This is a genomic window from Deinococcus sp., assembly GCF_018260405.1.
Lineage (GTDB): Bacteria > Deinococcota > Deinococci > Deinococcales > Deinococcaceae > Deinococcus.
This window is the reverse complement of sequence record NZ_JAGLBG010000010.1, coordinates 1-14,809: the sequence shown is the minus strand read 5'-3', so window position 1 is coordinate 14,809 and position 14,809 is coordinate 1. Positions and strand designations below refer to the sequence as shown.

9 protein-coding genes are annotated in these 14,809 nt (G+C 63.0%); 4 read left to right on the top strand and 5 right to left on the bottom strand.

The window, feature by feature from the left end:
• Positions 1-72: 72 nt before the first annotated feature.
• The 3 genes from QZ269_RS02800 to QZ269_RS02790 form a co-directional block, all read right to left on the bottom strand.
• Entirely contained in the window at positions 73-1,233 is a 1,161-nt protein-coding gene (locus tag QZ269_RS02800; protein WP_291424085.1) for a hypothetical protein, read from the bottom strand.
• Positions 1,234-1,325: 92 nt separating this feature from the next.
• Entirely contained in the window at positions 1,326-4,178 is a 2,853-nt protein-coding gene (locus QZ269_RS02795) for a hypothetical protein (RefSeq protein ID WP_291424083.1), read from the bottom strand.
• On the bottom strand, positions 4,175-5,539 hold the full coding sequence (locus QZ269_RS02790; protein WP_291424081.1) for a SpoIID/LytB domain-containing protein: 1,365 nt from the start codon (positions 5,537-5,539) through the stop codon (positions 4,175-4,177). The genes QZ269_RS02795 and QZ269_RS02790 overlap by 4 nt, the downstream gene beginning before the upstream one ends.
• A gap of 433 nt (positions 5,540-5,972) precedes the next feature.
• Between QZ269_RS02790 and QZ269_RS02785 the strand changes: the two genes are divergently transcribed.
• Positions 5,973-7,211: an FAD-dependent oxidoreductase gene (locus QZ269_RS02785; RefSeq protein ID WP_291424079.1), complete on the top strand. Its 1,239-nt coding sequence runs from the start codon at positions 5,973-5,975 to the stop codon at positions 7,209-7,211.
• Positions 7,212-7,356: 145 nt separating this feature from the next.
• Positions 7,357-8,487, top strand: a complete 1,131-nt coding sequence (locus QZ269_RS02780; protein ID WP_291424077.1) for a class I SAM-dependent methyltransferase — start codon at positions 7,357-7,359, stop codon at positions 8,485-8,487.
• A gap of 416 nt (positions 8,488-8,903) precedes the next feature.
• On the opposite strand, the gene QZ269_RS02775 is transcribed toward QZ269_RS02780, so the two are convergent.
• Positions 8,904-9,800 (bottom strand): DUF4384 domain-containing protein, encoded by an 897-nt coding sequence (locus tag QZ269_RS02775; RefSeq protein ID WP_291424076.1) that lies wholly within the window; start codon positions 9,798-9,800, stop codon positions 8,904-8,906.
• Positions 9,801-10,446: 646 nt separating this feature from the next.
• Between QZ269_RS02775 and QZ269_RS02770 the strand changes: the two genes are divergently transcribed.
• Positions 10,447-13,593: a DEAD/DEAH box helicase gene (locus tag QZ269_RS02770; RefSeq protein ID WP_291424074.1), complete on the top strand. Its 3,147-nt coding sequence runs from the start codon at positions 10,447-10,449 to the stop codon at positions 13,591-13,593.
• Positions 13,594-13,617: 24 nt separating this feature from the next.
• On the top strand, positions 13,618-13,884 hold the full coding sequence (locus tag QZ269_RS02765; RefSeq protein ID WP_291424072.1) for a hypothetical protein: 267 nt from the start codon (positions 13,618-13,620) through the stop codon (positions 13,882-13,884).
• Positions 13,885-13,976: 92 nt separating this feature from the next.
• Here QZ269_RS02765 and QZ269_RS02760 read toward each other — a convergent pair.
• Positions 13,977-14,809 (bottom strand): IS66 family transposase (locus QZ269_RS02760; protein ID WP_291424070.1); only part of this gene is annotated, 833 nt, incomplete at its 5' end.

Genomic DNA, 14,809 nt, shown 5'->3' with positions numbered 1-14,809 from the left:
AGTCCGGTGGGATGTGGTCGCGGGAATAGTTTGGCGGGCGGCGCTCTCTGGATCACTGAACCCGGCAGATTCTCATTTGTCCGTTACCGGAGCAATCAGCCAGGTGATGGCCTGGGGGTCGTTGAGGGTCGTTAGCAGGGTTTTGCCGTTCCAGCTGCCCTGCTGAAATCCCAGCGAGGTGTCGTAGCGCGAAAGCACCTTGCGGGTCAGTACGTACAGCTGACCGTTCAGATCGAAGGTCAGGTCCCGGACACTGCTGAAGTTGGCAACGGTGACGGCGGTCGTGCGGGCCACGTCCCACAGCCGCAGAGGCTCGCTGCCGTTGCCGCTCGCCTCGTTGTCGCGCCAGGCCGCCAGCACCCTTCTGGACCCGCCCAGCCCGCTCCAGAGGCGGTCGACGCGGGCGCTGCCAAAGGCCACCTGGCTGTTGGTGCCTGAACTGGCGTCCGGCACTCCGGTGGCCTGAAGCGGGCGCACTCCGCTGTCGGTGGCGGCGTAGATCACCGACGGCGATCCGGCTACGGCGGCCAGATCGCGGATGCTCATGCTGGGCAGGGGATCGCCGACCACCGCGATCAGGTCCTGGGCCGGGTCGCCAGTGGGGGTACGCGGCGCGACCCGGATAACCTCGCTGCCTCCGCCCAGCGCCGGACGCGCCACGATGCCCACGTCTCCGAGAACCGCGATGCGGGTCGGCGGCGTGTCGTTGCCGGTGGGGCTGGCCGTTCTGGCACTCAAGTTGGCATACCAGATTAGGGTGCGGTTGACGTTGAACAGCGCCACCTTCTGGTTGCCCTGGCAGTCGCTCAGGGTCAGCAGGCGGTCCCCGGTGGGGCTGAGAACCGATTTGATCAGGCAGGGCGAGGGCGTATAGGCCACGTTGAGACTGTTAAACGGCTGCGGGTTGCTCAGGTTGGCGTCTAGCAGCTGCGCGGCGTTGGTGGTGGTCAAAATGGCGTTGCTGCCGCTGTTAAGGTTCAGCAGGCCCACGCCCTTGCCTGCGCCGTTAGGGTCGGTCGCCAGGGGAGTGGCCCTGGTAAAACGGGCTGTCACGGCCCCGTCGGGCGTCGCCAGTTGGTCGGCGTAGCCCAGGGTCTGTCCGCCGTCGGTAATCAGGCCCAGGCGCACGTCCAGCGCCGGTTCCTGGGTGCCGGTACAGCCGACCAGCAGCGTGCTCAGCAGCGCCGCTCCCAAAACGCGGCGGGAAAAGCGGAAAAGCGGTGAAACAGTCATGGTCGGCACCTCGGAATTCTTGAATTGGCGGAGGACTTCTGAATCGGGGGGCTGGGCCACGGGGTTGGGCCACGGGGCCGGGCCACGGGGCTTCACGGCGAAGTGGCTGGGCTGTTGAGGGGAAGTAGCGGCACGCTGGGGCCGTCCTGATTAAGCTGGAACAGGGGATACATCTGGCCCGGCAGCCCCACCGCCAGGCGGTATCTTTTGCGGGTCAGGTCTATTTCGGCCTGCATGATCCAGCAGCAGCGGTCAATGGTCAGCCCGATCACGGGGCCGAGGGGCTGGCGGTTTTGGCGCTGCCCGTTGACGTAGGTAAATGTCTGGCTCAGGCTGGCGGTCAGGTACGCGCCCGGTTTGGGGCCGTTGCCCAGCGCCACCCCCACCCGGAGCGGGTCGAGCGTCAGGGTGTCGTTGGCAATGTCTTTCGGGTAGGTGCCGTAGCGGATGCGCTGGTAACTCGCGTGGCCCGAAAGTGAGAAGCGTCCCTGCTGCCACGCCGCGTCTATGGTGGCCGCCGACAGTTCGGCGCGGGGCTGGTCTAGGCCCACAAGGTTGTAAGTCGCGGTGGTGCTCAGCTTCTGGCCGGGCCTTGTTGTGGTCAGTGCCCCTTTCAGGTAGGGCTGGGTAAATCCCTGGCGGCGCATATCGTAGTAGCCTCCGTACACCAGCTGCCAGTTGGTCGCCTTGCCCGCTTCCGTTCCCAGGTTAAAGGTCACGCTGCCGCTGTTTTTGTTTCCCGGAGCCTGATTGAGCAGCAGGTCGTGGGCCATACCCAGCGTGTAGCCGCGCCAAGTCACCGAGTGGTTGCCGGTCACGCGCGGCGACTTGAGGTAAAGCGTCTCATTGCCTGCAATGGTGACCGGATTTAGAACCGAATCGCGCGACGAGACGGCGCTGTAGGTTGTGGCAACGGCGGTGGAGCTTGAAGAATACACACTGGTGGCGGGCTGAGGGTCATACGTGCCCGACACGCTGAAAGAGTTGGTCCGGATGTCGTCGGTCACCGTGGCCTTGACAGTAATCGGTTGCAGGCCCCCGCTGGTGCGGGTATAGGCGCTGGTGGTCGTGAGGGTCAGGTTCGGATAGGGCCACGCGCTGGTGCGCCGGTAGTAGGCCGCCCGTTCAGGCTTGGCCGCAGAGTAGGGCGTTGCCGGAACCGCCGGGGTCGGGGACACATAGGTCAGTTTGCCGGAATCGGGATCGCCCGCCGTAAAACTGACTGAAGAAGTCTCCACGTTGCCGGTGGCCCAGTTGTAGTCGAGGGCATAGCTCATGTTCACCGGAGCGCGGTTAACCGAGCTGCCGACGGTCAGGTGCTCGTTGCGGTAACCCGCGCCGGGCGGAATAAAGCCGTCGCGCAGATACTTGACGTTGAAGGTCGCGCCGGGCAGCGGTCTGGCGGAGAGGTTCAGCGAAAGGGGCGCACTGAGGGTATACGACACCACGTCGAAGGCGAACGGGCTGGTGCCCTCGTTGCGAATGTAGTCCTGGCGCACCGTGAAGCTGTTGGTGGTCGCCCACGACTGGCTAAGCTGCGCGGCGGCGCTGAGCTGCACAGTTCTGGCCCCGGTGCCGTAATAGTGACCAGTAAAGTCGTTGGTCACCTGCAACTCGGCCTGTTTCCAGAGCTGGCGGGTATAGCCGATCTTGTGAATTTCTTCCAGGCGCGAGGTCGTGAAATTGAGTCCGGCGGCGCGGGCCTGGCGCGAGTTGGGGTTGCTGCCCGCAGTGTACGCTCCCACCTTGAAGTCGAAATCCAGGCTGACCGGGCCTACCGAAAACGGCTTGGGGTCCAGACCGAATTCCGGTTTCTTGAGCGGGTAATACAGCGCCGTGGTGGGTTCGGGGCCAAAGCGGTTGAGGTAGAACAGCGCCGCCGAGAACCGGGGGTACTCGACTTTGGCCGTGAAGTCGGCGTTGGTCAGGCCGTATTCCGGGTCGCGGGGCGACCGCCCGGTGTCCTTGCGGTTGACCCGCAGCGAGTAGGTCAGGTCGGTCACGGCCAGTTCGACCGGAACGCGGCCCCTGACGCTGAAGCTCAGGTCCTTGCCGTATTCCGGCGTTACGGGATTGCCAGAGCCTGTAGCTCCAAAGCCTGTGGTCAACGGCAGCGGCCTGGGCAGCATCAGCGCGTACAGGTCAAGGCGGTCGATCCAGTTGTTCGGGGCGTAATCGTGCAGCTCGACGCCGCCGCCCAGGCGCGGGCTGCGGTTCTGGTAGTAGCGCAGCATGGTGGTGCCCAGCACGCTGCTGCCGATGGCAAAGGGCAGGTCAGCCCCGGCCACATAGCCGTCTATGTTGTCCTTGCCCAGGCTCAGGCGGGGCTGGCGAGCCTTGGGATTCAGCGGCAACACCACCACCGGCAGGTACAGCACCGGGTGGTCGGCCAGCAGCAGCTGAGCGCGGTAGGCCACCAGCCGGTCGCCGGGATACAGCATGACCCGCTCGGCGCGGAAGGCGTAGTCGTTGGGGGTGCGGCCACAACGGGCACACGGCGTGAAATAGCTGTGGGTAGCCCGCAGTTGCCCCGGCACACGCTCGATTTCCGACCCGATAATTTCCAGGCTGCTGTCGCTGATCAGCACGTCCTGACCGGTCAGGGCCTCGCTCCCGACATCCACGACCAGATCGTCGCCGGTCAGGTTCTGGTTGTCTTTCGCCATGTGGTAGGTGGCGTGCCCGACCAGAGTCAGCGTGCGCCGGGTGCGGTTAAATTCCACACGCTGCGCCTTGACCACATCGTCGTCGACGTGCAGCTCGACATTGCGCCCCGTGATAATCACGATTTCCTGGTCGTCGACGCTCCGCATTTCCAGGGTATCCGCCGTGATGATCTTAACGGTTCGGGCCTGCGCCCAGCCCCCTGAAAGCAGCAGGCCGCCCACGGCTACGGCCAGCAGGCGCAGCGTTCCGGGCCGCCGTTTTACCCGTTGATGTTTCACCCGTTGATCCAGTTCAGCAGGGTCTGGGCTAGCAGGGTCTGGGTTGGCAAGGTCTGGGTTAGCAAGGTCTGGGTTAGCAAGGTCTGGGCCACGGGTTTCCTGGTGGTAAGAAGGGTGGTTGCACTGGACGCGGACACCATGAGCTGGGCGGTTTCAGGGCTGCTGAGCGGCCCCACATCGGCCAGCACCGCACCAGTAGGCCGGACGCCTGCCAGCACGCTGAGCACCGTACCAGGGTAATAGAAGCCCAGGATATGCAGGTGATCGTAGCCCTTGCGGGCCAGTCCCAGTGCCCCGTACTGCGAGAGGCCCACGCCGTGCCCCTGGCCGTTACCCTGCATCACCAGTGGATTCAGGCCGCTGATAACCACCCGGCTGCTGCCAGCGCCCAGCGAACGCACGAAACCGCCCGCCTCAGCCCCGCCCAGTTTGAAGGTGCCCGACGTGCCCACAAGGGTGATTTCCTGTGGCCTGCCCGAAGAAGAGACCCTGGTAATGCCCACACTTTGCAGCGCCCCGACCCGCGCCCCGTAACGCTCGGCAACGCTCTGCACCTGTCCCTGGGGAATCTCGAGCTTCCACATGGAACGCGGTCCCTCTAGCGAAAAGGGGTCGGGCTGCGCGGGCAGATACGGCAGGTTATTCATGCCCCAGACCTCGGTGGCGGAGGCCGTGTAGCCGCCCGAATCGCTGCTGAAGTAAGTGCTGGCCACCTTGCCCCGGAACGAAACAACCTGCCCGGCACTGGCCCGCACTGCCGCGTCAGTCTGGGGTTTTTCGGCCTCGACGCCGCCGTAGACCTGACAGCTTGCGTTGGCGCAGGTATCGTAGGCGAGCGCCGGATTGATCCGCGCCGCCACGTAGGTCCGGGCGATGATCGCCTGCGCCGAGAGCGCGGCCTTGGGCCAGCTCGCGGGCATCTCGGAGGCGACCACACCGCGCACATAATCATCTACATCGACCACGTTGATCGCCTGCACGCTCCCCCCCTGCGAGCGCAGCAGCAGCCCGCCCCGGTAGGTGGTTCCGGCGACCTTGACCGTGCTGCCCAGTGCCGGGGGGAGGTACAGGGTGCTGTTGCCCGCGTCCAGCCCGTTCAGGGTCAGGTGGCCGTTGCTGGCCAAGGCGACCTGCCAGGTGGTCGTGTTCAGCCCCGCCGCCTGTGGTGCGTCGGCCCCGACCGGCGACCGGGGGGCCAGGGCCGCCGCGCCTGTCACGGCAGCCACCGGCACCGGCACCTTGACCGTGACCTGCGGGCCAGAGACCAGCAGCACGCGAACATTCAGCCCCGCTGCCGACGAAAACGCCGCCGCCAGAGCAAGAGAGCAAGACACCTTGGAACAGACACGCAAAAGACCCATGAGCTAGTCGAGTATACGAACTGACTCTGCACGCGTCCTGACAGGTAGGTGAGAGCCAGGCACGCGGGGTGGGAAGGTGGCTGCGAATTGCGCCGGGGTTGCGGCACGTTTTGGAAAGCAGCCCTGTGACCACCAGACGGCAGAACCGGTGTCTTTCTGGTCACAACACGGATACGCGCTGCCGACTAAACCCGGTTATTTCAGATTCAAGCTAGAGCAGTTCTGTGAAGGATGGGCACGTCGGAACAACACCGTCGCCCCCTTCATTCTCCGTCCTGCTCTTTTTTTTCACTCGTTGCACTCGGCAAAAGGATGGTCAAAAGAGCACCATCTTTTTGCAAACTGCTCTAAGCGGATGCGAGAAGGCAAAATACGGCTTTCGTGGCGGGGCGGTACAGGTGGTGCCTCCTTAGCGGTAGGGCATCATGGTCACATGACCACGTCACCTTCAACGTCACCACTGAGGGCCGCTGCGCCGGGCCGTGTCTGGGCGCATGTCGGCCAGCCTTTTACCGAGCCGTATTTTGACCTCGTGGTGGTTGGTGCGGGGCGTATGGGAGCGGCCCTCACGCTGTACCTGCGCCAGCTATTGCCTCACCGGAGCGTACTGCTGATCGAGGAAGGCGGGCTGCCCAACGAGGAGGGCGCGACTATTCTGGCCCCCGGAATCTGGAGCACCCTGGATTTGCCCGTGGCCCAGCAGGAGCAGGCCCGCTGGACCAGGACGCAGCTTGAAACTGCTCTGGGAGACGTGCAGTGGCGGCCCCGTGCCCTGGCCGAATTGCACACCCAGGAAACGCCCGGCGCACGCCCGACCCGTGAAGCCCTGGCCGACTTCCCGGAAGCCCTGCACCTGATCAACCCTGAACAGCTGCCTTTTGCCCGACTAGACGGGTACGCCGCGACCTACCGCCCCGGCAATGTGGCGCTGAATGCTGCGCAGCAGGCCATAAAACTGGGGGCCAATCTGCTGCTCAATACCCGCGCCGTGCCTCTGCCTGCGGTGTCTGCCCAAACTGATTCAGGGTCAACGGGTTCGGGACTGGCCCGCCTGAAGCTCGAGCGCCTGACCGTGACCAACACCCACCAGATCGTGACGCACGAAACCCTGAATCTGCGGGCCGGAGTGACTGTGATCGCGGCGGGCGCTGCCGGGCCAGCGCTGGCCGAGCATCAGCTGGGGGTGCACACCGCGCATGGCCGGGCTTACCAGCAGTACCCCCGGCTAGAGCAGCCCAGCCGCGAAGACGCGCCCATACTGCGCACCGGGCCACTGACCCTGCGGCCCCAACATGGCGGCTACACGCTGATTCCGGCCCCACACCACCGCGACCCGCACGGCTACCAGCCCACCGCCGGGCACCTGACCGGGGTGCAGACGGGACTGCGGCGCGAACTCCTTGAGGATCTGGTGGCCCTGATGCCTGCTGTGCCCGCCCTGGCCGCCGAGGGCCTACAGGTGGGCCGCAGCCTCAGCGACCTGCCGGGAGCCTGGGTCAGCCTGCCGGGTGGCCGGGTGAACGGGTGGCCGCTCTGGGAAGAGCTGACACCAGAGGCTTTCTTGCTGCTCGGCGGCCCCTCCGCCGACACGCTTGGCCTCTGGGTGGCCCACGATCTGGCAGCAGAACTGGCTAGGCGGCAGGCAGCGGTGGGCGAACGCCAGCCGATGTGATAAACGGAGAACCGTGACCCGTTCCCGCAACCAGAAAAATGGCCAGAAGATGAGCCGGAAAATCAGATCTCGCTCGGGACAGCCGCCCAGGCAGCCTTCAGCACCGTCTCAGAGCAGGGCGGGGGAGAGCAGAACAGGAACCGGGATGAATTACGGCGACGTGCGCCCAGCGCTGCTTACCCCCGCCCTGGCGGGGTTGCACGCCCTGACTAAACCCGGCGTGCGCGGCTTTCCTGGGGTAGACCACGCGCAGGAGTTGCTGGCCCGCACGATGCGTAAAGACCGCGTGCAGGGCGACGTGCTTGATTTGAGCGCAGCGGGAGGTCTGCTCGCCAGTCTGCCGGGCGTGACCTTGCGTGCGGTCGAAGGCTCTGCGGCCGCACTCCGCGCCTTGCAACAGGCTGGACTGGACGCCGAGGCTGCCGCGCTGGGCACCGTGCTAGGCCGCTGGCCCACGCGGGCTCCCACCGTGGCGCTGATCCTGGCGGGCGACCGGGGCAATGCCTACGCGCAGGGTCAGGTCGCCTGGGCGCACGCCAACACGCCGCCCGGCGGCACGCTTTACCTGGCGGGCGACCGCGACAAGGGGTTCGACCGCTACGTGCGGGCGGCGGGCGCGGCCTTCGGCTCTGGCGAAACAGTGGCGCGGGACGGCGGAATGCGGGTGGCGCGGCTGGTGCGCCGTCCCGGGCCGACCCCGCCCATGCCCGAAGCCGAAACCTACGAGGAATGGGGCGTTAAGGTCGTGGGCCTGCCCGGAGTGTTCAGCGCCGCCCGCCCTGACAAGGCGACTGCTCTGCTGCTGGATGTACTGGGAAACCCCGACTGGAACGGCAAAACGGCCCTCGATTTGGGCTGCGGCACCGGGCTGATCGGTGCGTGGGCGGCCCGGCACGGCGCGGCGGTCACGCTGGTTGACGGAGACTTGCAAAGCGTGCGAAGTGCGGAGGCGACTCTGGCAGCCAACGGGCTGGCGGGCGAGTGCTTCCATTCGGATGTCGATGCGGCGCTGGGCGAGCGCACCTTCGACTTCATCCTGACCAATCCACCCTTTCATGTGGGGCGCGGCGTTGTGCTGGACGTGGCAAATGAGTTTATCGCGGCGGCGGGGCGGCGGCTGAAGCCCGGCGGCACCCTGTATCTGGTCGCCAACGATCCCCTGCCCTACGAGCAACCGCTCAGCGCCCTGGGCACCGTGCGTGAGTTGCGCCGGGAGCTGGGCTTCAAGGTGTTTGCAGTGAGCCGCACGTCACACGGCCCTGGCCCTCTTGGTTGACCAGTGTGTGAACTGACGCACATGACTCTTGCCGTGGTTACTGATTCGACCAGTGACCTGACGCCCGGAAGGTGCCCGCAACTACGGCGTGACCAGCGTGTCTCTCTACTTTAGATTCAATCGGAGCGGATGAGGGCAGGGGGCAAACGGGTTTCCGGGCGTGCAGCTGGCAATCCGGCGTCCTTACGGGTGGTCTGGTTGACCACTTCCAACAGAAAGAACCTGCTCCGGTCAATGGGGCAGGTTCTTTCTGGGAAAGTCGGTTTAGGAGGGCTGAACTTTAGAGCAGTTCTGTGAATGATGGGCACGTCGGAAAAACACTGCCGCCCCCTTCAGTCTACGTCCTGCTCTTTTTCTTCACTTGTTCCACTCGGCAAAAAGATGGTCAAAAGAGCGCCATCTTTTTGCAGAATGCTTTAGTTGTCGCGCTCGATCTGCACGCGGTAGCGGCCACCCTGCTGCTTGACTTCGAGGAGGGCGGTTTGCTGGCCGCGCTGCCACTCGCTGCGGATGTGGTTACCGTTCTGGCGGATGGTCACGAGGCGGTAGCCCTGCGAGCGCAACTGGTTGGCGTACTGCTCATGGGTGCGGGCCAGCGAGTCGGTGTTGATATCGACGTACACGCTCCACTGACCCTGGGTAGCCCAGGGGTAGGTGCCCTGAATTGGCTGCGTGGGGTACGTTGGAACGGGGTAGCCCTGGACGGGGTTGGGGCGCTGGGCGGGGCGGCCCTGCACAACGTTGTAGTACGCCGTGTCTGAAGTCCAGGTGTTCTGGGCGACGGGGGTGACCACGATGCTAAGCGCCTGGGCGAGCTGCTGCTGACCCTGCACGTTGACTGTGGCGAAGCCGCCCTGCTGGCTGCGGAAAGAGGCGATCTGATCCAGGTTCAGCGGCGTGGTACTTGCCAGCGCCAGCACCTTGTTCAGGCCGTAGGGCGCGGCGATGTCGAAGGTGAAGTTGTCGCGTGAATCGGGGAAGACCTTGGTGGTGTTGGCCTTGACGAAGTTCTGACCACCCGAGAGCTGGTTGGGCAGCACCAGATCAACTTTGCCCTGGGGGTCGACGTTGAACAGGTACACGTAAGCGTCCTGATCGACCGAGGTATACAGGTGGATGCGTTCGCCAGGAGCGTAGTTGGGCACCACGTTGCCGCTGGGGTCACGGTCAACCCACACCCGCACAGCGACATTGGTCTGCACGGGGTTAACGATGATGCTCTGGGCCGTGATGCGGGGCGTGGCACTGGCGCTGCCGATGAGGGCACTGGCGATCAGGGCAGTAGGGACGGTCAGCGAAAGTATCTTTTTCATGGGTCTAGCTTGCCCGCGTGTCTTGACGCTTGCCTGACCGGGCCGCTCAAGAACACATAGACTTTTCTCATGGCGGCCTCAAGGGTGTTCGGCCCCCTTTTTAAACGCTGGGGTCTTGAACGCTGGGGCCTGCACCCGGACGCAAAACGGCTGCACACGCAGGGCAACCGCAAAGTCGGAGACTGCATAACATTTGATAAGTAGCCAGTAAGCAGGCTGGCTATTTTTACTGTATCCATCGGCCAAATACTCTCGGCATGGCGAAGCGTGATTTTCAAACGAAAAGTTTCACTTTACATTTGAGGGACTTTGCGGTTGCCCTGCTGCACACGCACAGCGGTGACCTGTTAAGTACACTGCGTTTATCTTGTAGATAAACCGCGCGGAGCGCGTAGCAGAAGAAAGTACGTTGGAGCGGGAATGGAGAGGTTCCGGTGCTTTCCCGGAATCTCGCAATGTTAGGTTCAACGTACTTAGCGTGCATACAGACTTTGCTAAACCCCTAGGGTTCCTACCCGCCTCCGCTCGCCTTGAATCCAAAACGGCCCGATCCAACTGGAATTCGTATGAGCAGTTACAAATGCGAAGTGTAATATCTGTTACGTTGGGAATATCACCAACGCTTCAATAGGCGTAAAATCCTGCGGTGCCCACCGTCTCCACCCCCAACCTCACCCGCCTGCTAGACCCCGCCCCCGCCGGAAACCTGCTGCTGCTCCCGCAAATCGCCCGCGCCGCCCTGTTCGCTGCCTACCCCGGCCCCGCGCTGCTGCTGACTATCCCCGACAGGCTTCCCAGTTACGCCACTGCGGGCGCGTTTGGCGTGCCGGTCAGCGTTAATCCCGGCCTGCACGACTGGGACAGCAGGGCCGAACACATCGTGCTAGACGTGAACACGGCGCTTGATCTGTTTCCCCACCAGCCGGGAGAACACGCCCTGAGCCTAAAGGTGGGCGGCAGCTACCCCCGCGAAAGCCTGCTGGCCCAGCTGGAAAAGTTTGGCTACGAGCGCGGCGAGGAACCCGGCTTTGAAGTGAAGGGCGACACTCTGGAATTGAGGTTGGCCCCTGGCCTGGGACTGGCGCAAGGTGCCGAGGAAGGGCTGTGGGTGCGGGCCGAGTTCTTCGGCGACGAGCTTGATACCCTGCGCCTGCTGCAACCCGGCGAGGTGAGCGGCAAAAAGGTAGACGCCTTTACGCTGGAACCCACAGCCGACTACCTGACCGAAACCAAGTGGGACGCGACTCGGCTGGAGCTGCTGCCGGGGCGGGTTTTTCTGGATTCACCGGAGTTCTATGCCTCGTCGCTGGGCATCTTGACCGATACGCTGTGGCCCCGGCTGGAGGGGCGCGAGGTCACCAGCTTTGGCCGCTCGCCGCTGGAGTTGCCCGACCTGCACACCGGGCTGGAAACGCTACCCTTCTACCGCGCCCGCCTCGGCGACTTGGAACGCGATGTGGCCGAGTGGCGCGGCGCGGGTTACCGGGTGTTTGTGCTGGTGCGCCATGACCGCACGGCGGCGTATCTGGCTGATAAGTTGCTCAACTCGCCCGAAATCCCCTGGCTGACCCTGCCCCGGCTGGAACCTGGCGGCCTGGGCTTTTTGCGCTCGGCGGGCGAGGGCGGCTTTGTCATTCCCGAACACAAGACGGTGGTTATTACCGAAGACCTGATTTACGGCTTTCAGGGCGGCTCGGCGTTGCGGGGCAAGAAGCTGGCGGGGCGGCCCATTACCGACGCGCTGGGGCTGCATGTGGGCGATTTCATGATTCACCCGGAACACGGTATCGGGCAGTTTCTGGGCCTGGAGACGCGCAAGGTGCTGGGCGTCACCCGCGATTACCTCAACATTGAGTACCGGGGCGGCAGCCTGCTGAGCGTGCCGATTGAGCAACTGCCGGTGCTGCGCCGTCACCCCGGCACCACCGACGACCCGCCGCAACTAAGCAGCTTTGACAAGAAAGACTGGGCGCGGGCGAAGGAAAAAGCCCGTAAGAACGCCGAGGAGGTCGCCTCCAAGTTGCTGGTGCAGTACGCGGCGCGGCAGGTCACGCCGGGCACCGCCTTTGCACCGCAGCCCGAATGGGACACTCAGATTGAGGCCAATTTCAGCTTTGAGCTGACCAAAGACCAGGTCACGGCTCTCAAGGAAACCATGCGCGACCTGGAAAAACCCAACCCGGCTGACCGCCTGATTTCCGGCGACGTGGGTTTCGGCAAAACCGAGGTGGCGCTGCGGGCCGCCCACCGCGTCGTGGGACACGGCAAACAGGTGGCGATTCTGGTGCCGACCACGCTGCTGGCCGAGCAGCACGCCTCCACCTTCATGGAGCGCTTTAAGGGGCTGCCTGTACGGGTAGAGGGCCTCTCGCGCTTTACCACTCCGAGCCAGTCGCGGCAGATTCTGGCCGACCTCAAGGCGGGCCGGGTGGACATCCTGATTGGCACCCACCGCCTGCTGAGCGGCGACATAGAGTTCAGGGATCTGGGCCTGATTATCGTGGATGAGGAACACCGCTTTGGCGTGGGCCAGAAGGAAAAACTGCGTGCTCTGCGTGGCCTGCCCGCTATGGAAGGCGGCAAACTGGAAATGCCCGAAGGCGTCAAGGCGGTGGACACGCTGGCGCTCTCGGCCACGCCCATTCCGCGTACCCTCTACATGAGCATGGTGGGCCTGCGCGACATGAGCAGCATCCAGACGCCGCCCAGGGGCCGCAAACCCATTCAGACCATCCTGGCCCCGTTCGACCCCAGCACCGTGCGGCACGCAATACTGAGCGAAATTGAGCGCGGCGGCAAGGTCTTTTACATCCATGACCGCGTCGCCAGCATCAGCGCGCGCAGCCTGTATCTGCGCAACCTCGTGCCAGAGGCCCGCATTGGCGTGGCCCACGGGCGCATGAATGAGGAAGAACTGGAAGAAATCATGCTGGGCTTTGAGCAGGGCGCATTCGACGTACTGCTGGCGACCACTATTGTGGAAACCGGGCTAGACATTCCCGAGGCCAACACGATTCTGATTGAGCGCAGCGACCGCCTGGGCCTGGCGCAGCTTTATCAGCTTCGCGGACGCGTGGGGCGGCGGGCGCAAACCGCTTATGCCTACCTGTTTTTTCCGCCCCGCATGACCGAAAACGCGCAGCGGCGACTGTGGGCCATTGCCGACTTGCAAGACCTGGGGAGCGGGCACCTGCTGGCCGAAAAGGACATGGAAATTCGCGGCGTGGGCAACATTCTGGGCGAGGAGCAGCACGGGCATGTACAGGCCGTGAGCATTGACGTGTACACCGAACTGCTAGCCGAAGCGGTCGCCAGGCTCAAGGGCGAGAAGCTGGAAGCGCCCGTGAACGTGAGCATTGACCTGCCGATTAATGCCCGCCTAGCACCGGAGTATTTCGGCGCTGGTGACGGCCCCGAGAAAGCCGAGGAAGCCCGCATTGCCACCTACGGCAAGCTGTCCGAGGCGCGTACCTTGCAGGCCCTTAGCCGGGTAGAGCGCGACCTTCGCAAGAAATACGGCCCGCCCTCGCCCGAAGTGCAAAACTTTATAGACCTCGCCAAGCTGAGGCTGGTCGCCACTGCCAAGCGCGTGCTAAGCATTGGCGAAACTATTACGCAGCTACAGATTACCTTTGCCTACAAGTCGCTGGACTATGACGCGGCGGGCCTGAAAAAGTTCCCGCACAAGACCGAAGTCGTTACCTTCCCGCCCAGTGTGAAGCTGGAAAAACGGGGGATAAAGGTAGACGACTATGCCCGGATGCTCATTGATTTGCTGGGGTATTTTGGATAGTATAGTTTTGTCGGAGGCGTAAAAATGTCCGGATTTAAGTTTGATACCGATAAAATCATCCGTGAGATTCAACGGCAAGTCACTGCTAAGCAGGAGGAACTGCTTGCAAATCTCCGAAATGCTATTGAGGAACAATATTGCCCAACTCATGGTAAGTTCGCGGAGTTTGAAGGTATTGAAGGTGACTTGGGAAATCTAGATGGAGTACAACTAAGCTTTACATACTGCTGTGAAGATTTGAAGAAGAGCGTAGATGATACAGTAAAGTCCTTACAGGAGATAAACGCTTGACGGCTGATTTAGGTGTTCCTGCAAGGATTATTAGGGTAATGTTTGCGTGCCCATCTGATATAGATGAAGAATTAAAGATATTTTGTAACTGCTCAGCACGAGAAGTCGAGTTTGGGTAAGACGCCACGAAAAACGTCAACTAAGCCAGTCCAAATGGATAGACCCTGCTTCTGAAGGGTAGAGATGAAGCTGCGAATCCGGCAGAACGCCTGACCTCCGGACTCCGAGCGAAACCCACCCGAAACCTTGCGTTTCACACAGGCCATCCTGATGTCCCGTTCCGCCTGATTGTTGTCAAACGGCACATCAGCTCGCTCCAGGAAAAGCAGCATCGCTGCGCGGTGCTGCTGACACCGCAAGGCCAGGTTGCGCCCCGGAAGTTGTTTGGGTTTCCCACGTCGCTTTGGAACAGGTTCCTGCACTGGATTTGCTTCCAGGCCAGCGGCCACCAGTTCATCAAATCGCGTGTAGAACGCTGCTCTCTCCTCATCCGTCAGGATCGCGGTCTTCTGGGCATGGTAGACCTGCTGCAACGCCCGCCGCAGTTCACCGGCCCAGGGTTGCTGGTCATGCTCATCCAGTTTGCGCAGTTCACGCAGCAGGTGAGCATTGCACAGCGCATGTTCTCCAGGCAGACGGAAATAGGTGTTCCAGGCGTCGTGAACCACGACGCCCGTAAAGTCGGTCAACACGCCAGCCGCCTCGATAGCTGCGTAGCCGCGTTTCTCGTGCAGGGTATAGAGCGTTCCCCTGGCAAAACAGGCCACATGGAACCAGTTCAGTTTCCCATTCACCTTGGTACCCGTCTCGTCCGCATGAAGTACGGCTTGTTGCCTCAAGCCAGCTTTCAGGTGGTCCTCGAAGGGTTGGAGCCGCTCCGAAGCCAGATTGACGTTGAGGGCCACCGTACCATCACTGAGGGACG

What these genes read in the sequence shown, in the direction of transcription:
- QZ269_RS02800 (WP_291424085.1), bottom strand. Translation starts at nt 1,233, where the DNA reads ATGACTGTTTCACCGCTTTTCCGCTTTTCCCGCCGCGTTTTGGGAGCG.
- QZ269_RS02790 (WP_291424081.1), bottom strand. Translation starts at nt 5,539, where the DNA reads ATGGGTCTTTTGCGTGTCTGTTCCAAGGTGTCTTGCTCTCTTGCTCTG.
- QZ269_RS02785 (WP_291424079.1), top strand. Translation starts at nt 5,973, where the DNA reads ATGACCACGTCACCTTCAACGTCACCACTGAGGGCCGCTGCGCCGGGC.
- QZ269_RS02780 (WP_291424077.1), top strand. Translation starts at nt 7,357, where the DNA reads ATGAATTACGGCGACGTGCGCCCAGCGCTGCTTACCCCCGCCCTGGCG.
- QZ269_RS02775 (WP_291424076.1), bottom strand. Translation starts at nt 9,800, where the DNA reads ATGAAAAAGATACTTTCGCTGACCGTCCCTACTGCCCTGATCGCCAGT.
- QZ269_RS02765 (WP_291424072.1), top strand. Translation starts at nt 13,618, where the DNA reads ATGTCCGGATTTAAGTTTGATACCGATAAAATCATCCGTGAGATTCAA.